20 protein-coding genes are annotated in these 20,431 nt (G+C 61.0%); 11 read left to right on the top strand and 9 right to left on the bottom strand.

Translation table 11 applies throughout. The features are described 5' to 3' along the window. Positions 1–52: 52 nt before the first annotated feature. The 4 genes from LOY35_RS09560 to tal all read left to right on the top strand — a co-directional run bounded on the left by LOY35_RS09560 (position 53) and on the right by tal (position 3,698). Complete coding sequence (locus tag LOY35_RS09560; protein ID WP_258632078.1) at positions 53–595, top strand: hypothetical protein; 543 nt, start codon at positions 53–55, stop codon at positions 593–595. Positions 596–654: 59 nt separating this feature from the next. Then, complete coding sequence (locus LOY35_RS09555) at positions 655–1,377, top strand: metallophosphoesterase (RefSeq protein ID WP_258632077.1); 723 nt, start codon at positions 655–657, stop codon at positions 1,375–1,377. A 229-nt stretch (positions 1,378–1,606) separates the two neighbouring features. Beyond that, positions 1,607–2,593 carry a tRNA dihydrouridine(20/20a) synthase DusA gene (dusA, locus tag LOY35_RS09550; protein ID WP_258632076.1) on the top strand — a complete coding sequence of 329 codons (987 nt, stop codon included), beginning with the start codon at positions 1,607–1,609 and terminating at the stop codon, positions 2,591–2,593. A 178-nt stretch (positions 2,594–2,771) separates the two neighbouring features. Beyond that, positions 2,772–3,698: a transaldolase gene (gene tal, locus LOY35_RS09545; RefSeq protein ID WP_258632075.1), complete on the top strand. Its 927-nt coding sequence runs from the start codon at positions 2,772–2,774 to the stop codon at positions 3,696–3,698. A gap of 224 nt (positions 3,699–3,922) precedes the next feature. Here tal and rssC read toward each other — a convergent pair whose 3' ends face one another. From rssC to LOY35_RS09530, 3 genes are all read right to left on the bottom strand, one after another. Then, complete coding sequence (rssC, locus tag LOY35_RS09540; RefSeq protein WP_041021915.1) at positions 3,923–4,405, bottom strand: anti-sigma factor antagonist RssC; 483 nt, start codon at positions 4,403–4,405, stop codon at positions 3,923–3,925. Continuing rightward, positions 4,405–5,586 carry a two-component system response regulator RssB gene (gene rssB, locus LOY35_RS09535; RefSeq protein WP_258632074.1) on the bottom strand — a complete coding sequence of 394 codons (1,182 nt, stop codon included), beginning with the start codon at positions 5,584–5,586 and terminating at the stop codon, positions 4,405–4,407. Before rssB ends, rssC begins: the two co-directional genes overlap by 1 nt. Positions 5,587–5,929: 343 nt before the next feature. Further along, complete coding sequence (locus LOY35_RS09530; protein WP_041021913.1) at positions 5,930–6,619, bottom strand: VacJ family lipoprotein; 690 nt, start codon at positions 6,617–6,619, stop codon at positions 5,930–5,932. A gap of 203 nt (positions 6,620–6,822) precedes the next feature. On the opposite strand from LOY35_RS09530, the gene LOY35_RS09525 reads away from it, so the two are divergent. Continuing rightward, on the top strand, positions 6,823–7,443 hold the full coding sequence (locus LOY35_RS09525) for an HAD family phosphatase (RefSeq protein WP_258632073.1): 621 nt from the start codon (positions 6,823–6,825) through the stop codon (positions 7,441–7,443). 111 nt (positions 7,444–7,554) lie between these two features. Further along, positions 7,555–7,818, top strand: a complete 264-nt coding sequence (locus LOY35_RS09520) for a DUF4404 family protein (protein ID WP_258632072.1) — start codon at positions 7,555–7,557, stop codon at positions 7,816–7,818. 174 nt (positions 7,819–7,992) lie between these two features. Here the strand turns inward: LOY35_RS09520 and queF are convergent, their stop codons facing one another. Continuing rightward, complete coding sequence (queF, locus tag LOY35_RS09515; protein WP_258632071.1) at positions 7,993–8,823, bottom strand: NADPH-dependent 7-cyano-7-deazaguanine reductase QueF; 831 nt, start codon at positions 8,821–8,823, stop codon at positions 7,993–7,995. Positions 8,824–9,151: 328 nt separating this feature from the next. Between queF and LOY35_RS09510 the strand changes: the two genes are divergently transcribed. Continuing rightward, the gene (locus tag LOY35_RS09510; protein ID WP_258632070.1) at positions 9,152–9,832 is read left to right on the top strand and encodes a heavy metal response regulator transcription factor; all 681 of its coding nucleotides are present in this window, start codon (positions 9,152–9,154) and stop codon (positions 9,830–9,832) included. Beyond that, positions 9,829–11,181, top strand: a complete 1,353-nt coding sequence (locus LOY35_RS09505) for a heavy metal sensor histidine kinase (protein WP_258632069.1) — start codon at positions 9,829–9,831, stop codon at positions 11,179–11,181. Before LOY35_RS09510 ends, LOY35_RS09505 begins: the two co-directional genes overlap by 4 nt. 164 nt (positions 11,182–11,345) lie before the next feature. Here LOY35_RS09505 and LOY35_RS09500 read toward each other — a convergent pair whose 3' ends face one another. The 3 genes from LOY35_RS09500 to LOY35_RS09490 all read right to left on the bottom strand — a co-directional run bounded on the left by LOY35_RS09500 (position 11,346) and on the right by LOY35_RS09490 (position 14,595). Further along, positions 11,346–12,590, bottom strand: coding sequence for a lipoprotein-releasing ABC transporter permease subunit (locus LOY35_RS09500; protein ID WP_258632068.1), 1,245 nt, complete (start codon positions 12,588–12,590; stop codon positions 11,346–11,348). 63 nt (positions 12,591–12,653) lie between these two features. Next, the gene (gene lolD / locus LOY35_RS09495; protein ID WP_177329223.1) at positions 12,654–13,337 is read right to left on the bottom strand and encodes a lipoprotein-releasing ABC transporter ATP-binding protein LolD; all 684 of its coding nucleotides are present in this window, start codon (positions 13,335–13,337) and stop codon (positions 12,654–12,656) included. Positions 13,338–13,344: 7 nt separating this feature from the next. After that, on the bottom strand, positions 13,345–14,595 hold the full coding sequence (locus LOY35_RS09490) for a lipoprotein-releasing ABC transporter permease subunit (RefSeq protein WP_258632067.1): 1,251 nt from the start codon (positions 14,593–14,595) through the stop codon (positions 13,345–13,347). 94 nt (positions 14,596–14,689) lie between these two features. On the opposite strand from LOY35_RS09490, the gene LOY35_RS09485 reads away from it, so the two are divergent. Next, a complete protein-coding gene (locus LOY35_RS09485) occupies positions 14,690–15,286 on the top strand; it encodes a PilZ domain-containing protein (RefSeq protein ID WP_258632066.1) in 597 nt (198 codons plus the stop codon). Further along, positions 15,283–16,005, top strand: coding sequence for a glycerophosphodiester phosphodiesterase family protein (locus LOY35_RS09480; protein WP_258632065.1), 723 nt, complete (start codon positions 15,283–15,285; stop codon positions 16,003–16,005). The genes LOY35_RS09485 and LOY35_RS09480 overlap by 4 nt, the downstream gene beginning before the upstream one ends. Positions 16,006–16,047: 42 nt before the next feature. On the opposite strand, the gene sthA is transcribed toward LOY35_RS09480, so the two are convergent. After that, on the bottom strand, positions 16,048–17,442 hold the full coding sequence (gene sthA, locus LOY35_RS09475; protein ID WP_258632064.1) for a Si-specific NAD(P)(+) transhydrogenase: 1,395 nt from the start codon (positions 17,440–17,442) through the stop codon (positions 16,048–16,050). Between the two features lie 362 nt (positions 17,443–17,804). Further along, positions 17,805–18,800, bottom strand: a complete 996-nt coding sequence (locus tag LOY35_RS09470) for an FAD:protein FMN transferase (protein WP_258632063.1) — start codon at positions 18,798–18,800, stop codon at positions 17,805–17,807. A 254-nt stretch (positions 18,801–19,054) separates the two neighbouring features. Here LOY35_RS09470 and LOY35_RS09465 point away from each other — a divergent pair, with 254 nt between their 5' ends. Beyond that, positions 19,055–20,353 (top strand): MFS transporter, encoded by a 1,299-nt coding sequence (locus tag LOY35_RS09465; protein ID WP_258632062.1) that lies wholly within the window; start codon positions 19,055–19,057, stop codon positions 20,351–20,353. Positions 20,354–20,431 lie beyond the last annotated feature (78 nt).

Genomic DNA, 20,431 nt, shown 5'->3' with positions numbered 1-20,431 from the left:
AAGCCGCTCTCCTCTGCTGGGCGGCGTTGCTGACCTCCTCAAGGACACCTGTATGACTCTCTCGCCGTCACGCGCTCTCTTCTTCGTCTCCAGTCTCCTGACCAGCTCCCTGTGCTTCGCCGAAGCCGAACCGACCGATGGCAGCTTGATCAAGGACTCAACCAAAGCCGCCGTTTCATCGTTCATCACCGCTGGAAAAAACCTGTTGGGCGGTGTGAACGAAGGTGTACTCGATGGCCGCGAATCAGCCCAGGGCACCGATGGTGCAGCGATCATTTCCTCCGGCGAACAAATGAAAGAGCGTATTAGCGTCGAGGTGCTGAAACTGGAGCCCAGCGATGACAACCTTACAGTCACTCTCGGTTTCAAGAACAGTACCGACGCGCAACTGCGCCTGATCAACCTCAGGCAGACGGGTGTTTTGTTGGCTATTGACCAGGCAGGTTATGCCAACAGCCTCAAAGCGATGGAAAACCCCGATGAAGTCACTGTTCCACCCAAGGCCGCCGTGCGGCAGAAGTTCATCTTCGACGGGCAGAACGAACCCGTCAGTTCTGTACGGGTGTGGGGTCAGGATTATCAGTTGAAAAAATGATGCTATCGGGCCAGAAGAGGGAGCAAGCTACTTCCTCCTCTCCACATGAAACGCCGACGATGAACACGATAACGACGTTCTCTGCCAATAGAAAAGGCCGAGACTTTGTCGTGGGCGATATTCATGGACACTTCAAACTTCTAAAGTCGCTTCTGGTTCACGCCAACTTCAGTGCTGAACAGGATCGTATTTTCTCTGTTGGCGATCTGATTGACCGCGGCCCGGAATCCCTGGAGGTGATGAACTGGCTAGCGGAACCCTGGTTTCACGCGGTCCGGGGTAATCACGAACAGATGCTCATCGACTGTGTGTCCGGACAGGGAGACATTGCCAGACACACCCGAAACGGCGGAGCCTGGCTCTATGAGCTGGCAGCCACGACCCAACATGAATTGTCCAACGCTCTTCAGAAACTTCCACTGATCATTGAAGTTGACCTGGAGGACGGAAGAAAAATCGGCATCGTGCACGCCGAAGCCCCGTTACTACAGGACGATGATGACTGGCAGACCGCCAAAGACGCCTTATCCGGACATTTTGGAGAAGACATCCGCCACCGCGCTCTGCAAACAGCCTTGTACGCCCGAGGGAAAATCGAACAACAGAATAATGACCTCATCAAGGGAATAAGCCGGCTTTATGTAGGGCACTCAACCGTATCGAGCGTCACCTGCCTGGGTAATGTCGTCTACATCGACACCGGCTGTTCCTTTCACGATGGTGCTTTGAGTCTTGTAGAACTCGATGCGGACACCGCAACCTGCGTAACAATGCGCCCATAGTCGCCTGCGCACCGGACGCGGCTCCACGCAGGAGTTCTGTACGAGTGTTGGGGGGTTGCGCAAATCGAGTCGGCAGTCGAAGAAGCGGGTAGATTTTCAGCCAAGAACAGGTGGCGGCGATGCGCGCCCGGCGTTGGAGCCGGACCACTACCTTGCGACATCCCCTTCCGACAGCGCACTCTTATCCCTGATAAACTGCCACTTCCGTCTCGCAGATCCAGATTTCCCAATGCCCATAGCCCCAGCTTCGTTGTCTCGCCGTTTTTCCGTTGCCCCCATGATGGATTGGACAGACCCCCACTGCCGCTACTTCCTGCGCATCCTCTCCAAAAACGCCCTCCTCTACACCGAAATGGTCACCACCGGCGCCCTGCTCAACGGCGACCATGAGCGCTTCCTGCGTCATCACGAAACCGAACATCCCCTGGCGCTTCAGTTGGGCGGCAGCGTTCCGGGGGATCTGGCCGCCTGCGCGAAGATGGCCCAGGAGCATGGCTATGACGAGGTCAATCTCAATGTCGGCTGCCCAAGCGATCGGGTGCAAAACAACATGATCGGCGCGTGCCTGATGGGGCATCCCGGGTTGGTGGCCGATTGTGTGAAGGCGATGCGTGATGCGGTGTCGATCCCGGTGACGGTCAAGCACCGGATCGGGATCAACGGGCGGGACAGCTATGAACAACTGTGCGAGTTCGTTGGTACGGTGCGTGAGTCCGGTTGCACGAGTTTTACCGTGCATGCGCGGATCGCGATCCTGGAGGGGCTGTCGCCGAAGGAGAATCGTGACATCCCGCCCTTGCGGTATGACGTGGTGGCGCGGTTGAAGGCGGATTTTCCGGAGCTGGAGATTGTGCTCAACGGCGGGATCAAGACCCTCGAGGCGTGCCATGAGCATCTGCAGATCTTCGACGGTGTGATGCTGGGGCGCGAGGCGTACCATAACCCCTACCTGCTGGCCGAGGTGGATCAGCAGCTATTCGGCAGCACCGCGCCGGTCATTACCCGGGCCGAGGCGCTGGCACAGTTGCGGCCCTATATCGCCCATCACCTGGCCTCTGGCGGGGCGATGCACCACATCACCCGCCACGTGCTGGGCCTGGGCACTGGCTTTCCAGGGGCGCGACGGTTTCGGCAACTGTTGTCGGTGGATATCCACAAGAGCAAGGATCCGTTGGCGCTGCTGGATCAGGCGGCGGGGTTGCTGGAAGGGCGCTGACGGTCATTTTCGTTGAACCTGCGCGCGGTTTTGGCATCGTATCTACCGGTACCTGCCCCGCCCTTTCAAACAGCCGTTTTCAGGTTGTTGCCACAGGGGCCATCGATCCCCGCACACGCCCTTGAGTGGCCGCCGGCCCTCGGGTAATGTCAACAGACCCATAGGACAGAGCACGCTCATGACTTCCAAGCTGGAACAACTCAAGCAATTCACCACCGTCGTGGCCGACACTGGCGACTTCGAAGCCATTGCCCGGGTCAAGCCGGTAGATGCCACCACCAACCCCTCCCTGCTGCTGAAGGCCTCGGCGATGCACGGCTATGCCGAGCTGTTGAACGCCTGCGTGGCGGACTGCAAGGGCGATGTGGGCCTGGCCAGCGACCGCTTCGGCGTGGCGGTCGGCCAAGAGATCCTGAAAGTGATTCCAGGGCGCATTTCCACCGAAGTGGACGCACGCCTGTCGTTCGACACCGATGCCATGTTGAAGCGTGCCCATCGCCTGGTCGAACTGTACGACAAGGCCGGCATCGGCCGTGATCGCGTGCTGATCAAGATCGCTTCGACCTGGGAAGGCATCCGCGCCGCGGAGCAGCTGGAGCGTGAAGGTATCCAATGCAACCTGACCCTGCTGTTCTCCTTCGCCCAGGCAGCGGCCTGTGCCGACGCCGGGGTGTTCCTGATTTCGCCGTTCGTGGGACGTATCTACGACTGGTACAAGAAGGCCAACGGCAACGACTACACCGGCGCCGATGATCCAGGCGTCCAGTCGGTGACACGCATCTACAACTACTACAAGGCCAATGACTACAAGACCGTGGTCATGGGCGCCAGCTTCCGCAATCTCAATCAGATCGAGCAACTGGCCGGTTGCGACCGCTTGACGGTCAGCCCGGATCTGCTGGAAAAACTGGCCGCCGACGAAGGCAAGCTGGAACGCAAGCTGGCACCGGGGCAAACCGGTGAAGCGCGCTTGAGCCTCAATGAAGCGCAGTTCCGCTGGTTGTCCAACGAGGACGCCATGGCCACCGAGAAGCTGGCGGAAGGTATCCGTCAGTTTGCCCGGGACCAGGAGAAGCTCGAAGCGTTGCTGCAGGCCAAGCTCTGAGTTGATTCAAAGGTATGCAAAAGGGGGCGAACCTTGATGGGTTCGCCCCCTTTTTTATGTGCTGGGGAATGACTTGGCTTTGCTAGGAGATCAGTGACTGAGTAGACGCCATCGCGAGCAGGCTCGCTCCCACAAGTTTCGCGTAGCCCCCATCAAATGAGTACAGCCCCAATCCCTGTGGGAGCGAGCCTGCTCGCGATGGGGCCCGCCAGATCATCCCTGGATCAGGGCCGCTCCAGCGCGTTCACCAGGTCATGGAACGCTTCACGATTGGATTCGTTCAGTCCCATGAGGATCTTGTGGGCTTCGAGCACCTTGATCCGCACCTCTTCCTCGGACTGGTCCTGGTCAGGCAGGTCATCCAGGCACTCAGGGCACGGCACCGGGTCGCCCACGATGTTGAACACCTGGTCGAAGCCCATCGATTGCAGCAGACGGGTAATGTCGTTATGGGTGGTGACGACGGTGGGCAGCAGGCCGACCTTCTGCCGCGACAGGATCGACAACTTGGCCAGCAGGCCAAGGGTGGTGCTGTCGATGCTGCGGGTTTCGGTCAGGTCGATCACGATGGCGCTGAAATTCAGCGCGGTGAAGATCCGCTCAATAGTCGCATCCAGCGCCGAACACAGGGTCAGGCGCACTTCACCGACAAACTTCAGGACAAATGTGCCGTCCTGCTCGGCGAACTGGATTCTACCAGTACTCATCAAAGGTTCCTGCTCAACACTAACAGGGCGATATCATCCGGCATCTCCCCTAGCGTGGCTAATCCAAACACTTGGCGCAAGCCTTCCAGGCTGCCGCCCGCTGCACTCACCCGTTCAGGCAAGGCCGCTTCTTTCTCTTTGAGTGTAGGCTCTGTCAAAAGATCCAGAATGCCATCAGACATCAGCGTCAAGCTGAATACCGGCGGCAACTCCAGCACGTGGTCTTCGTAGGTCGCCTCGTTGAACAGGCCCACCGGCAAACCACGCCCTTCCAGATACCGGACACTGTCTGGCGTATACAACACAGGCAACGGCAGGTGACCGCCGATGCTATAGGTCAACAAGCCCGTTTCCTCGTCGATGACTCCACCGACCATGGTGACGTGTTTACCCAGCTTACAACTGATCAGGCCCCGGTTGATATGCCCCAGGACCTCGGAAGGCTTGAACTCCGGCAGCGTGCCGTTGCGCTTGGACTCGAACAGCAGGCGCGTGGTCATGAACTTCAACAGCACCGTGACGAAAGCCGACGAGGCACCATGGCCGGAGACATCCGCCAGGTAGAACGCCACGCGTCGCTCATCGACGCGGAAATAGTCCACGAAATCCCCCGACAGGTACAACGACGGGATGATCTGGTGGGCAAAACGGAAATCGTCAACGGACCAGGGGCTGACCGGCAGCATGTTCATCTGCACCTGGCGCCCGGCGTTCTGGTCTTCCTGGAGCAGGTTGAGGCTGGCTTCCAGCTCGCGGTTGGCAGTTTCCAGCTTTTCGCGATAGCGCTGGTTTTCAACCAGCAGCCGCGAACGGTCCAGGGCCCGGCGCACCGAGTGCTCGAGCACCGCCAGGTCTTCGAGAGGCTTGATCAGGTAATCCGCCGCGCCCAGGCGCAATGCCTCGACCGCGTCATTCATCACGCCCGCGCCCGACACCACGATGACCGGTGTCTGTGAGGAAATCTCGGTGACCTGGCGAATGAGTTCAAGTCCGCCCATCTGCGGCATGCGCAGGTCGCAGATGACCAGGTCGGGCTTGTCTTGCTCGAATACCTGAAGACCCTGTTGGCCGTTGCTGGCCTGCAGGACGCTGAAACCACTGTCTTCCAAGTAGGCTGCGAGACTGGCTCGCACCACTTCGTCATCATCGATTATCAGCAGCGTGGCACTGGTTTTTGGCATGTGGGCAAACGGCGCCAGAATTAGGTTGGCGTAGTCGGCTCGGCCATCTGGCCTCGCACGCACTACTGGATTCGCTTTCTAGCCTCTCTGTCGTACCGGCTTCAGGCCTTTGCCCTACACACGATTACATCAGAGGTGCCCTTCTAAGGCGCAGACGGTACTCCCATCCGCGGGGCGTTTCAAGCTCATGCGGATAGCCGCTTGCCGTCTTTATTTGTCAAAGTACAGAGAGTTATAAGAACCGAGCGGAGCGTAACTCAATGGAAGGTCAAACCGGCCAGACATAGCGCAAAAACACGAAAGGCGGCCATCAAGGCCGCCCTCCGCTGGTCTCTGGATCGAATCAGAAATCGTCTTCGACCTGACCGTCCTTGACCTTGAACTCGCGGTTTTGCAAGTAGGCATTACGGATGAACACATACTTGTCGCCGCTCACCAGCTTCTCGGCCGACAAGAGGCTGGCACGGGTATCGACGACGTTCAGGCCGAAGATCGAATTACGCACCGACACATCATCGATGTAGGGATAAGGCGTGGTGTAGTTGTCGACGAACTTGGCCGGCGCATCGCGCAGGGTGCTTGGCCCCAGCAACGGCAGCATCACGTAAGGGCCGCTGCCCACGCCCCAATAGCCGAGGGTCTGGCCAAAATCTTCATCGCTACGCTGCAGGCCCATCTTGGTGCCGACGTCGAAGAAGCCCAGCAAGCCGAACGTGGTGTTGAAGATCAGCCGGGCCGTGTCGACCCCGGCGGCGGCCGGCTTGGCCTGCAACAGGTCGTTGGCCAGGTTGCCCACGTCGCCGATGTTACGGAACATGTTGTGGATGCCGTCTTCAAGGAACTGCGGCGTCACGTATTGATAACCCTGGGCCAATGGCTTGAGCGCGTAGGTATCAACGGTGTCGTTGAAGGTGAAGATCGGACGGTTGATGCTTTCCCATGGATCTTCTTCCGTAGCGGCCTGAGCGGCGAACGGCACCAGCAGCACACTGGCGGAAAGAAACAGCTGAGCTAGGCGATGGCTCCAGCGCATAAGGGAAAACTCCTTGGTTTATTCGGGCAAGGGCGCCGAGCCCAGGCGGTAGATGGCGGGTAGTATAAAGTGGAAAGCGTCGAGAGGCAGCATGGAAAAAGAAGCTGCTCGTAGGACTTTTCCACAATCCGCGCCTTTCATTTCCCTGTCACCGGTCTGTCATTGAAGCACGTTAGGCTCGGCTTATTTCAAGGATGATTCCAATGCCCCGCGCCGAAGCCCTGCCCCTCCCCGTTCCCAGCTTCACTGCCGTACTGTTTGGCCTTAGCGGATGCCTGGTGGACTTCGGGGCACGCATTCGCGACCCAGGGGCAACACCGGCTGATCACGCACAGCCGACACCCGGTGCCCTCGAAAGCCTGCGGCACTTGCAACTTCAGGACATCCCCTGCGCCTGGCTCGATGAACTGTCGCCTGCCGTCAGTCACGGTCTGGCGGCGTCGCTGCCAACGTGGATCAAATCGCCGCAACTTCCTGCAACAAATAATCCGTGGCCGGCCCCCCATGCCTGCTGGCAGGCACTGATGGCGTTGAACGTCCAGCAGCTGGACGGCTGCGTATTGGTCAGCGGCGAACCCCGTCTGCTTCAGTCAGGGCTCAACGCCGGCCTGTGGACCATCGGATTGGCCTCCTGCGGCTCGCTATGTGGCCTGACACCCAGCGAATGGCAAGCCCTGAGCCAACAGCAGCGGGAAAACAGGCGCGCCAAGGCCACGGTGCAGCTATTCAGCCTGGGGGTGCATTCGGTCATCGATCATCTGGGCGAACTGGATACCTGCCTGGCAGACATCAGCCTGCGTCGGCTCAAAGGCGAGAAGCCCTGACCGGGATCATGCAGGGAACGTGAGGGTGGATTACTCTTAGGGCAAGCCATGGACTTTTGACGCACTGCCGCGGTCCATGGCTGTGCTTATCAATTATGGGAGTTAATGCCAATGGCGCGCCTCGAACTGCAAGAACAACTCAATGCCCTGCGCGAGCAATTGGACCAGAACCCGCCCCTGTCCGAACCTGAGCGCGAAAACCTGCAACAACTGATGGCTCAGATCGAAGCCGAAATCCAACTGGAGAACACCCTTCAGGACACCAGCCTGGTGGATGGCGTGAACCTGGCCGTGGAACGCTTCGAAGTCAGCCACCCGGCCGTTGCAGGGACGTTGCGCAACATCATGCTGACGCTGGGCAACATGGGGATCTGATCGGCAGATGCGATTCCCTGTGGGAGCGGGCTTGCTCGCGAAAGCGCTGGATCAGCAGCCTTAGCGTTGCCTGACACACTGCATTCGCGAGCAAGCCCGCTCCCACAACAGTTCCGGGACGGCCATGAAAATCATGTGCAACCCAGATCCCACAGGACTGCCCAAACTGGGTGGTTACTGCCGAACCAGGCGCTGGTTCGGCAGTTGCACGCTTTCAGTACTGCGATAGGGGTTGATGTCCAGCCCGCCACGCCGGACATACCGCGCATACACCGTCAATTTTTCCGGCTTGAGCAAGCGCTGCAGATCGAGAAAGATCCGCTCCACGCATTGTTCATGGAAATCCGAATGCTGGCGGAAGCTGACGATGTAGGCCAGCAGGCTGGCCGGGTCCAGCGCCGCGCCGCGATACTCCACGACAACGCTGCCCCAATCCGGCTGACTGGTCACCGGGCAGTTCGATTTGAGCAAGTGACTGTGCAGGCTCTCTTCGACGATGCGCGACTCATCGCATTGCAACAGCTCCGGACGAGGGTGTGCGTAGGAGTCGACGCTGATATCCAGGTCGTCGATGCAAACGCCAGGCAGTGCCACGACGCCCTCCCGTTCCACGTCCTTGAGGCTGCGAACCCGCACCTGCACCGGTTTTCCCGCAGCGGCCGAGAGGTCCTGGCGCAGGGTCGCTTCCAGGCTCGCGGTATCGGCGAACGGGGTCTGGTTCAAGGAGTTGAGGTACAGCTTGAACGACTTGGACTCGATGATGTTCGGGGAGTCCGCCGGGATGGCGAACTCGCCGATCGCCACCACCGGCTTGCCGGACGGCAACAGCCACGACAGCTCGAAACAGTTCCAGAAATCCACGCCTTTGTATGGCAGCGTGTCGGCCGTCAGGCCCAGCTCCGCCCATTTTGCGGTGCGCGGGATCGGGAACAGCAGTGACGGCGTGTACGTGGCGATGTATTCGCTGGATTTGCCCAGCGGCGAATGTTCGGCTGCGGGATTCATGAGGGAAACCTGACTGAATAATCAGCGGATTCTATCAGCCTTTGCCCAAGCCTTTGAGTGCTTACTGTCTGACGGTCAGGTCATCCCTTCATCCCGGCCGGGTAATGGGCAGGGGTCATGGACCACGGCGGCGCACTGGAGGCCAGGGCACATGTGGTCAGGATCAGACACTTTCCCATCAACATGTGGATAATATTCAACTTGCGCAAAACTCTATCCCGACTTGGTTGCCCGTTGACTGACGGCCTGATTACAACTTTGTCAGCTTGCGCCGCAGCGGTGCCTGCCGCGGTATAACCCCGTGCCGAAACCTGTCCCGAGCTGCCCTATGAAACTGCTGATCGTCGAAGACCAAACGAAAACCGGCCAATACCTGCGCCAAGGCCTGGGCGAAGCCGGGTTCAACGCTGACCTGGTGACCGACGGCGTCAGCGGCCAGCAACTGGCCCTGAGCGGCGACTACGCCTTGCTGATCCTCGACGTGATGCTGCCCGGTCGCGACGGCTGGCAGATTCTGCAAGCGGTCCGTGGGGCCGGACTGGATACCCCCGTGCTGTTCCTGACGGCGCGGGACGCGGTGCAGGACCGGGTACACGGCCTGGAACTGGGCGCCGACGATTACCTGGTCAAGCCCTTCGCCTTTTCCGAGTTGCTGGCACGGGTCCGCAGTCTGTTGCGCCGGGGCGCTTCGACGCCCCAGGAAACCAGCCTGCAACTGGCGGACCTGCGCCTGGACCTGATCCGCCGACGTGTCGAACGCAGCGGCCGGCGCATCGACCTCACCGCGAAGGAGTTCGCCCTGCTGGAAATGCTCCTGCGTCGTCAGGGCGAGGTACTGCCCAAGTCCTTGATCGCCTCCCAGGTCTGGGACATGAATTTCGACAGTGATACCAACGTCATCGAAGTCGCGATCCGGCGGCTGCGGCTCAAGATCGACGATGAATTCCCCGGCAAGCTCATCCACACCGTGCGGGGCATGGGCTATGTACTCGAAGAGCGCAGCCTGTGAAGGGCCGTTGGTCGTTGAGCAGCCGGTTGGCACTGCTGTTCGCCGCCTGTACCGCCGTGGTGTCGTTGTTTGCCGGGGTACTGTTCAGCCGCGCCAGCGAGGCGCATTTCGTCGAGCTGGACCAGCAGTTGCTCGAAGGCAAGCTGATCGGCCTGCGCCGCGCCCTGCAGGACCTCGATGCCGAACAGACCCAGCGCCGCCTGGAAGATGAACTGAGCCGACAGGCCGACCTGGCCCTGCGCATCAAAGGCAGCGACGGCGCGCACTGGTACGACAGCTCGATCCGGATTCCGGCCCGGCTGCCCGAAGCTCCCGGCCTTTCCACTCTCAGCGACGCCGACACCGATTACCGAGTCCTGAACGCAGCGCTGTACCCCGAGCGCCCGGACTCGCCGCAACTGACGCTGCTGCTGGACATCACCCACCACCAGCATTTCCTGCAACGCATGCAGCGCCTGATCTGGCTGACCGTTGGCTTGTCGGCACTGGCAACCGCCCTTCTCGGCGCCTGGGTTGCCCGACGCGGTTTGCAGCCGCTGCGACGCATGGGCGCAATCGCTGGCGGGGTTTCGGCGCGCTCACTCAACGCCCGGTTGCCCGAAGACCACATGCCTGCCGAACTGGCGGAGTTGGCCCACAGCATCAACGCCATGCTCGGACGCCTTGATGACGCTTTTCAACGGCTTTCGGCGTTCTCCGCCGACATCGCCCATGAACTGCGTACACCGCTATCGAACCTGCTGACCCACACCCAGGTCACCCTCACCCGCGAGCGCACATTGGAGGACTACCGCGAGACGTTGCACAGCAACCTCGAAGAGCTGCAATGGATGGCCCAACTGGTCAACGACATGCTCTACCTGGCCAAGGCCGACCATGGCCTGCTGGCGCCCCACCGCGAACCGCTGGAGCTGGCGCAGGAAGTGGATGTGCTGCTGGAGTTTTTCGCGCCGCTGGCCGAAGACGTCCAGGTTCGCTTGAGCCGCGAGGGCAATGGTCGTCTGGCGGGAGATCGCGGCATGTTGCGCCGAGCCCTGTCCAATTTGCTGGACAATGCCCTGCGCTTTACTCCCAGAGGCGGTGAAGTACGGGTGCGAATTGTCGAGACGGCCCAGGCATTGAACGTGAGCGTGGAGAACAGCGGCGAAGGTATCCCGGCGGACTTGCTGCCGCGCCTGTTCGACCGTTTCTACCGCGCCGACCCGGCCCGCCGGGAAGGCAGCAGCGAACATGCAGGCCTGGGCCTGGCGATCACCCGCTCGATCATCCGCGCCCATGGCGGAGAGATTCGGTGTGAGTCAGCCGAGGGCTGGACGCGGTTCGTGATTGAGTTGCCGAAAGAAGGTTGAGCCGAACGCCAACCCTTTGTGGCGAGGGGATTTATCCCCGCTGGGCTGCGAAGCAGCCCTAAAAACTGCCACGCGGAGTGTCAGGGTGAATCGGAATTTATTCCGGGGGCTGCTTCGCAGCCCAGCGGGGATAAATCCCCTCGCCACAGGGGGCCGCGCTGGCCTTACGAATACCGCAACGCCTGCGCCGGCTCGATCTTCGCCGCGCGCCACGCCGGGTAGACGGTGGCCAGGAAGCTCAGGATGAAGCCTGCCGCGCAGATCAGCACCACGTCGCCGCGCTGAAGCTCCGACGGCAGGTTGCTGACGAAGTACACGTCGGAACTGAAGATGTGCTGGCCGGTGACCCGCTCCAGCCAACCCACCAGTTCACTGACATTCAGTGCCGCGATCACTCCCAGCACACCGCCGATCACCGTGCCGACGATACCGATCACCGTGCCCTGAACCATGAAGATCGCCATGATCTGCCGTGGCGTGGCGCCAATGGTACGGAGGATCGCGATGTCCGCGCCCTTATCGTTTACCACCATGATCAGCGTGGCGATGATGTTGAACGCCGCCACTGCGACGATCATCAGCAACAACAGGCCGATCATGGTCTTTTCCATTTTCATGGCACTGAACAGGCTGCCCTGGGTGTGGGTCCAGTCATCAGCCTTGTAGTCCACGCCCAGACCCGTGGCGATATCACCGGACACCTTTGGCGCCGCGTACAGGTCCTTCACCGCCAGACGCACGCTCTGCACCTGGTTCGGCTGCCAGTGCTGCATCTGTGCGGCATCGGCCAGATGGATCAGGGCCATGGAACCATCCAGCTCGGCGCCGACCTTGAACACGCCGACCACGTTCAGCCGTTGCATCCGCGGCGTGATACCGCCCGGCGCGGTGCTGATTTCCGGCACGATCAGGGTCAGCTTGTCGCCAACGTTCAGGCGGAAGCGCCGGGCGGTGATTTCACCGATCACCACGCCGAACTCACCCGGTTTCAAGGCATCGAGCCGCCCCTGGACGATGTGTTGGGCGACGATGGATACCTTGCCTTCCTGGGCCGGATCGACGCCGCTGATCTGGATCGGCTGCATCGAACCCTTGTAACTCAGCATGCCTTCCATCTCGGTGAACGGCACGGCGGCGGTCACCTCGGGATTTTTCAGCGCGGCGGCAGCCACCGGCTGCCAGTCATCGATCGGATTGACCCCGACGATGGTGGCATGGGGCACCATGCCGAGGATGCGCGAGCTCATTTCGCGCTGGAAGCCGTTCATCACCGACAGCACGACGATCATCGCCAGCACACCCAGGGCGAGGCCGATCATCGAGGTCATGGAGATGAACGAAACAAAGCGATTGCGGCGCTTTGCGCGGGTATAGCGCGTGCCGATGAAGATCGATAACGGTCTGAACATTCGCGGAGCACCGTAGAAAAATTAAAGACCCGGCGCGTATCACCAGCGCCGGGTTGCGGGCGGTCAGATGGGCGTGAGGCAACCTTCCTGCAAATGCAGGACGCGATCCATCTGCCGGGCCAGGTTCATGTCGTGGGTCACCACCAGGAACGCGGTGCGCATCGAGGTGCTGAGTTCCAGCATCAGGTCCTGGATGCCCTGGGCGGTGTGGGAGTCGAGGTTACCGGTGGGCTCGTCGAGCATCACCAGGCCAGGCTTGTTGACCAGGGCCCGGGCGATCGCCACCCGCTGGCGCTCGCCGCCGGACAGTTCCGCCGGCTTGTGCTCCAGGCGATGGCCCAGCCCTACCCGCTCCAGCAACGCGGTAGCACGCTGGCGCGCCTCCGGAATCGCGGTGCGGCCGATCAACAGCGGCATGCAGACGTTTTCCAGGGCGGTGAACTCGGGCAGCAAATGGTGGAACTGGTAGACGAAGCCCAGGGAGCGGTTGCGCAACAGGCCACGGCCCTTCTCGTTCAGCGCCGAGAGTTCTTCCCCCGCCAGCCAGACGCTGCCGGCGCTCGGCGTATCGAGGCCGCCCAGCAGGTTGAGCAAGGTACTTTTGCCCGACCCGGAGGTACCGACAATCGCCACACGCTCACCGGGATGCAGCTCCAGTTGCAGGCCCGACAACACCACCACCGACTCCGGGCCTTCCTCGTAGGATTTGCCCAGGTTGCGGCAGCTCAAGATCGCTTTTTCACTCATGCCCGACTCACTCATAACGTAACGCCTCCGCAGGCTGGGTGCGCGCGGCACGCCAGGCTGGATACAGGGTGGCGAGGAAACTCAGGATCAACGCGGCGCCGCAGACCATCAACACATCGTCGGCCTGCAGTTGCGATGGCAGGTAGTCGATGAAATACACGTCGGCGTTGAGAAACTTGTGCCCGATCAGGCCTTCCAGGGCGGCAATCGCCGCGCTGACGTTCAGCGCGGCGAACATCCCGACCAGGGCACCGACCAGCGTACCGATCACACCAATGACAGTGCCCTGGACCATGAAGATGCGCATGATCTGCCCCGGCGTGGCGCCCAGGGTCCGCAGGATGGCGATATCGCCTTTCTTGTCATTCACCACCATCACCAGCGTGGAGATGATGTTGAACGCAGCGACGGCGACGATCAGCAGCAACAGCAGGCCGATCATGGCCTTTTCCATGCGGATCGCCTGGTACAGGTTGCCGTGGGTGCGGGTCCAGTCCCGGGCGTAGTAGCGGTCTTCGCCGAGCTGCTGGGCGATAGTCCACGCGGCACGCGGCGCCTGGAACAGGTCGTCGAACTTCAGCCGCAGCCCCTGGACCTGGTCCGGTTTCCAGCGATGCAGGCGCGCCAGGTCCTGGAGGTTGGTGACGCCCAGGTAACCGTCCAGTTCCCCGGCGCCGACATGGAAGATGCCGACCACGGTAAAGCGCTTCATGCGCGGGAACACGCCGCCCGGGGTCACGGTGACTTCCGGCGCGACGAAGGTCAGCTTGTCGCCAATGGCCACGCCCAGCTTGGTCGCGGCCTTGTCGCCGATCACGATGCCGAAGCTGCCCGGCGCCAGGTCGTCGAGCCGACCCTGCTGCATGAAGTTGTCGATGATCGACACCTGTCGCTCCAGCCCCGGATCGATGCCATTGAGCAGAACCTTGGACACCTTGCCGTCGTGGGTCAGCAGCCCCTGCATCTGGGTGAACGGCGCAACGGCCAGCACCTGCGGGTTCTGCTTGACCTTGGCGGCCAGGCTTGGCCAGTCGCTGATGGCTTCGCCGGATTCGATGGTGGCGTGGGGCACCATGCCTAGCACGCGGGTGCGCATTTCATGGTCGAAGCCGTTCATCACCGACAACACGACGATCATCACGACCACGCCAAGGGCCAGCCCGATGATGGATGTCAGGGAAATGAACGATACGAAATGATTGCGACGTTTTGCACGGGTATAACGCGTGCCGATGAATACGAAGAGAGGTCTGAACATGTCGGGGCTTGTTCGGAGGGAAAAGGAACGTCCTTGTGGCGGGGGTCTCAAACCAGCTTTACACTCAGACCACCGCCGCTACCATGGGTTCGCCATGTCGACATTAGATGAAGAAGATCGCCGCGAATACTACCGTATCGAGGACACGATCGCACTGGAAATTCGGCCCCTCTCCATTCCTGAAGCTGCTGACCAGGAAGTGTTGCAGGATCCCTCTCCATTGTTCAATCTGCTCAGTGAACTGCACCTGAGCGAGTTCGAGTCACAGCACCTGCTGCGCCAGATCAGCGAGCGCGAACGCAGCATTGCGGCCTACCTCAAGGTCATGAACAAACGTATCGACCTGCTCAGCCAGGTCATTGCCCTGACCGTGCTCGGCGAGATCGGCGAGCCGCAACCGGTGATCATTTCCGAAGGTGGCATCGACTTTCAGTCGCCCACCCCCATCGCCATCGGCGCGCACCTGTCGATCAAAATGGTGCTCATGCCCCAGGCCCTGGGGCTGTTGCTGCGGGCGCGGGTCACCCATTGCGACCCCAAGGGCGACGGCTACGACGTGGGCACCGAGTTCGAACGCCCGACCGACGCCCAGCGCCAGCTGCTGGCCCGTCACATCCTGCAGAAACAGGCGCAAGAACGCCGCCTGGCGCGGGAACTGAACGAATCAGGTATCAATAAGGAAGAACCGTGACCCTCATTTATGGCCACCGCGGCGCCAAGGGCGAAGCACCGGAAAATACCCTGACCGGCTTTCAGGAATGTCTCAAGCACGGTGTACGCCGCTGCGAACTGGACCTGCACCTGTCCATGGACGGCGAGTTGATGGTGATCCATGACCCGACCCTCAAGCGCACGACCGATCGCCGGGGCAAGGTGGTGGAGCACTCCGCCGCCGAACTGGCGACCTACGATGCGCGCAAGGGTGGTCCGGGCTGGATCACGCCATGCCCGATCCCGCGCCTGGAAGAGCTGTTCGAGCAGTGTGACTTCGAGCATTGGCAACTGGAGGTCAAGAGCGCCTCACGCACCCGGGCGGCGGCCACGGTGCTGGGAATCCGCGAGATGGCCCAACGCTTCGGCCTGTTGGACAAAGTCACCATCACCTCCAGTTCCCGGGAAGTGCTCAAGGCCGCGCTGGAGTTGACCCCGGACATCTCCCGCGGACTGGTAGCCGAATACGCCTGGCTCGACCCGCTGAAGGTCGCCCAGAGTTACGGTTGTGAGATTCTCGCGTTGAACTGGACCTTGTGCACGCCCGAGCGCCTGATCAAGGCGCAGCGCCAGGGGCTGCATGTGTCGGTGTGGACCGTCAACGAGCCCGCGCTGATGCGCAGACTCGCCGACTTTGGCGCTGACAGCCTGATTACAGACTTTCCCGGTTTGGCCACCGCCACCCTCGAGAAAGGCTGAAATCGGTCTCCCCGGCCGGCTCAGGCCACCGGCCGGAGCCGCTCAAAAAAGCCGGTTGAGCCCGTCATAGGCCGCTACCCGATAGGCTTCGGCCATGGTCGGGTAGTTGAACGTGGTGTTGACGAAGTACTTCAGCGTGTTCAGCTCACCCGGCTGGTTCATGATCGCCTGGCCGATGTGAACGATCTCCGAAGCCTGGTAACCGAAGCAGTGCACGCCGAGCACTTCCAGCGTCTCGCGATGGAACAGGATCTTCAACATGCCTTGCGGCTCGCCGGCGATCTGCGCCCGCGCCATGCTCTTGAAGAAGGCCTTGCCCACTTCATAAGGCACCTTGGCCTGGGTCAGCTCCTGCTCGTTCTTGCCGATCGAGCTGATTTCCGGAATGGTGTAGATACCGGTCGGCACGTCGTTGACGAAGCGCCAACTGCCGTTGTCGACGATGCTGCCGGCGGCCGAACGGCCCTGGTCGTGGGCGGCACTGGCCAGGCTCGGCCAGCCGATCACGTCACCGGCACCGTAGATGTTCGGCACGCAGGTACGGTAGTTCTCGTCGACTTCGATCTGGCCGCGGCTGTTGACCTTCACGCCGATGTTCTCCAGGCCCAGGGCATCGGTATTGCCGGTGCGACCGTTGCACCAGAGCAAGGCGTCGGCCTTGATCTTCTTGCCGGACTTGAGGTGCAGGATCACGCCGTTATCCACGCCTTCGACGCGGTCGTAATCCTCGTTGTGGCGCACCGTGATGTGGTTGTTGCTGAAGTGATAGCTCAGAGCCTGGGAGATTTCCGAGTCCAGGAAGCTCAGCAGCTGGCCACGGTTGTCTACCAGCTCCACCAGCACACCCAGGCCGCTGAAGATCGACGCGTATTCGCAACCGATCACCCCGGCGCCGTAGACAATGAGCTTGCGCGGGGTGTGCCCGAGGCTGAGGATGGTGTCGCTATCGTAGATACGCGCGTGGTTGAAATCGATGTCGGCCGGACGATAAGGACGCGAGCCGGTGGCGATGATGATGTGCTTGGCCACCAGTTTTTCCACCACGCCATTGCCGCACACCACTTCCACGGTCTGCTCGTCGGCAAAGCTGCCGGTGCCGAAGAACACGTCGACACGGTTGCGGGCGTAGTAGCCGGTACGCGAGGCCACCTGCTTGGAGATCACCTTCTCAGCGCTCTTGAGCACGTCGGGGAAGGAAAACCAGCGCGGCTCGCCGATGGCCCGGAACATCGGGTTGGTGTTGAACTGCATGATCTGCCGGACCGAGTGACGCAAGGCCTTGGACGGGATGGTACCCAAGTGGGTGCAGTTGCCGCCGACCTGGCGACGGCTGTCGACCATTGCCACCTTGCGTCCTGCCTTGGCGGCGTTCATTGCCGCGCCTTCTCCCGCCGGGCCGGAACCCAGTACCACCACGTCGTAGTTGTAGACAGCCATGCGTACTCCTCAGAACAGGCCGCGGCACCCGATGTGGCACCGACGGCTAAATCACGCCGGGTTGCGGCATGAAGGAACAATTTTGAGCCGGTTCACGCGCCCGGCCGCAGTCTATCGAAGCGTCAACGCCGCGCACATTACCCCTTGGTCGCGTCGTAGGCTAGTTTTGCTGCGCTATTTCGCCACACCTACCCTTTCACCAAGCTGTCATCCTCGCAGTTCATCAAGGCTTGCGTGGATCCATGTGGCGAGGGAGCTTGCTCCCGCTTGAGTGCGAAGCGCTCACAAAAGGGGGCTGCTGCGCAGCCCAGCGGGAGCAAGCTCCCTCGCCACAGGACATCTACACTCAACATTTGCTGTGATCATTTGTTTTTCCCGCTGCTGATCCGTTCAAACGCATCATTGGTACGGCTGACGAAACGATTTTTGTCCCGCAGCACGAAAAATACCCCAATGTCATGTTTCCGGGCATAGTCCCAACCCCGTTCAGGCCCAAGAATCAGCAACAGCGTCGACAGTCCATCGGCCATCAACGCTGAAGGATGAATTACTGTGACGGACGCCAGCTTGTGTCGGATCGGTGCACCGGTGCTTGCGTCGAGGGTGTGGGAGTAACGCGTTCCGTCCTGCTCGAAATATCGGCGGTAGTCGCCGGAAGTTGAAACGCCGTAGCCATTGACCTCGATGACACGCTCGGCCACTTGCTGGTCATCCCGAGGCGCCTCCAGCGCGACACGCCACGCCGAGCCATCAGGCTTGCGCCCGGCCGCCTTGAGTTCTCCGGTGGCTTCGACCAGGTAACTGTCGATGCCCAGGGCCTGGAGCCGGGCGGCGATCCGGTCGACGGCATAACCGGCGGCGACACTGTTGAAATCGACTTCCACGGCAGCATCCTTGCACAGCCGGTCGCCCTCGATACGCAAGTGGCCATGGCCGACGCGCTGGCGCACCCGGGCCAGGGCCTCGGCGCCTGGCACTTTTTCTTCCCGGGACTGGGGACCGAAGCCCCACAGGTTCAACAGCGGCTCCACCGTCAGGTCAAAAGCGCCATCGCTTTGCGAGGACAGCTGTTCCCCCACGCGAATCAACTCCAGCACCGGGGCAGGCATGACCTGGCAACCGTTGGCCGGCAGTGCATTGAAACGTTCGATGTCCGAATCGCTGCGGTAGGTGGAAAACTGCTGATCTACGTCCGCAAGGATCTGTTCCACCTCGGCCTGCACCGCTGTCGGGTCGGGCGTGGCCGAGCGTCTGACGTACTGGATGGAATAGTGGCTACCCATGGTCGGGCCGTCGAAACGCTCCAGGGTTTCGCCGTTGCCGCAGCCGGACAAAACACCTGCCAGGACCCCAAGCATCCCCCATCGTCCAGTTAACAAATCTTCATCCCCCCTCAAAACCGCGACAGCCATTATGGACCTCAGTGTCCGCCAGTCCAGATGCAACAACCTGTGGGGCCTGGCCTGTGGGAGCAAAGCCTGCTCGCGACGCAAACGACACGGTCCACCTGCAAGACCGAGTCATTGTTCATCGCGAGCAAGCTTTGCTCCCACAGACTCGTTCCCACAGGTACTGCGTTTCCAACAAGATTTACCAGAGTGAGTACCTACACATGTCTTCCAATACGAGCAACGGCAAGGCGATTTTTCGCGTTGTCAGCGGCAACTTCCTGGAGATGTTCGACTTCATGGTCTATGGCTTCTACGCCACGGCCATCGCCAAGACGTTCTTCCCCACCGACAGTGCTTTCGCCTCGCTGATGCTGTCCCTGGCCACCTTCGGCGCCGGGTTCCTGATGCGCCCGCTGGGGGCGATCTTTCTCGGCGCCTACATCGACCGCCATGGTCGCCGCAAAGGCCTGATCATCACCCTTGCGATGATGGCTGCCGGCACCTTACTGATCGCCTGCGTACCGGGCTACGCCACCCTGGGCGTGGTAGCACCGTTGCTGGTGCTGCTGGGGCGGTTGCTGCAAGGTTTCTCCGCGGGGGTCGAGCTCGGTGGAGTGTCGGTGTACCTGGCGGAAATCTCCACACCCGGGCGCAAGGGCTTCTTTGTCAGTTGGCAATCCGCCAGCCAACAGGCTGCCGTGGTGTTCGCCGGGCTCCTGGGGGTTGGCCTCAATCATTGGTTGAGCCCGCAGGAAATGGGTGATTGGGGCTGGCGTGTGCCGTTCCTGGTGGGTTGCATGATCGTACCGGCGATCTTCGTGATCCGTCGCTCCTTGGAGGAAACGCCTGAATTCAAGGCGAGAAAACACCGCCCTACCCTGTCGGAAATCATCCGCTCCATTGGTCAGAATTTTGGCATCGTCTTGGCCGGCATGGCGCTGGTGGTGATGACCACGGTGTCGTTCTACCTGATCACAGCCTACACACCGACCTTCGGTAAATCCGAGTTGAACCTGTCGGACCTGGATGCGTTGCTGGTCACCGTGTGCATTGGCCTGTCGAATTTCTTCTGGCTGCCGGTCATGGGGGCATTTTCCGACAAGGTCGGACGCAAGCCCCTGCTGCTCGCCGCAACGATCCTGGCAATCCTGACGGCCTATCCGGCGCTGTCCTGGCTGGTGGCGAACCCCAGCTTCAGCCATCTGCTGATCGTCGAGCTGTGGTTGTCGTTCCTGTATGGATCCTACAACGGCGCCATGGTGGTGGCCTTGACGGAAATCATGCCGGTGGAAGTGCGCACCACCGGGTTCTCCCTGGCCTACAGCCTGGCGACCGCGACCTTCGGCGGATTCACACCGGCGGCCTGTACTTATCTGATCCATGTGCTGGGCAACAAGGCGGCGCCGGGGATATGGCTCAGTGGTGCGGCGGTGCTGGGGCTGATTGCTACCCTGGTGCTGTTCAAGGGCAATCGTCATGAACTGCGGACTGCACAGGCTTCAGTCGTCAGCGGCGCCTGACCAACCGCTATCGCGAGCAGGCTCGCTCCCACAGGATGTACGCAGTCAAATGTGGGAGCGGGCTTGCTCCGGGCGGCG

Source organism: Pseudomonas sp. B21-028, assembly GCF_024749045.1.
Lineage (GTDB): Bacteria > Pseudomonadota > Gammaproteobacteria > Pseudomonadales > Pseudomonadaceae > Aquipseudomonas.
Note: the sequence above shows the minus strand (reverse complement) of the source record. Positions and strands in the feature narration are given on the sequence as shown.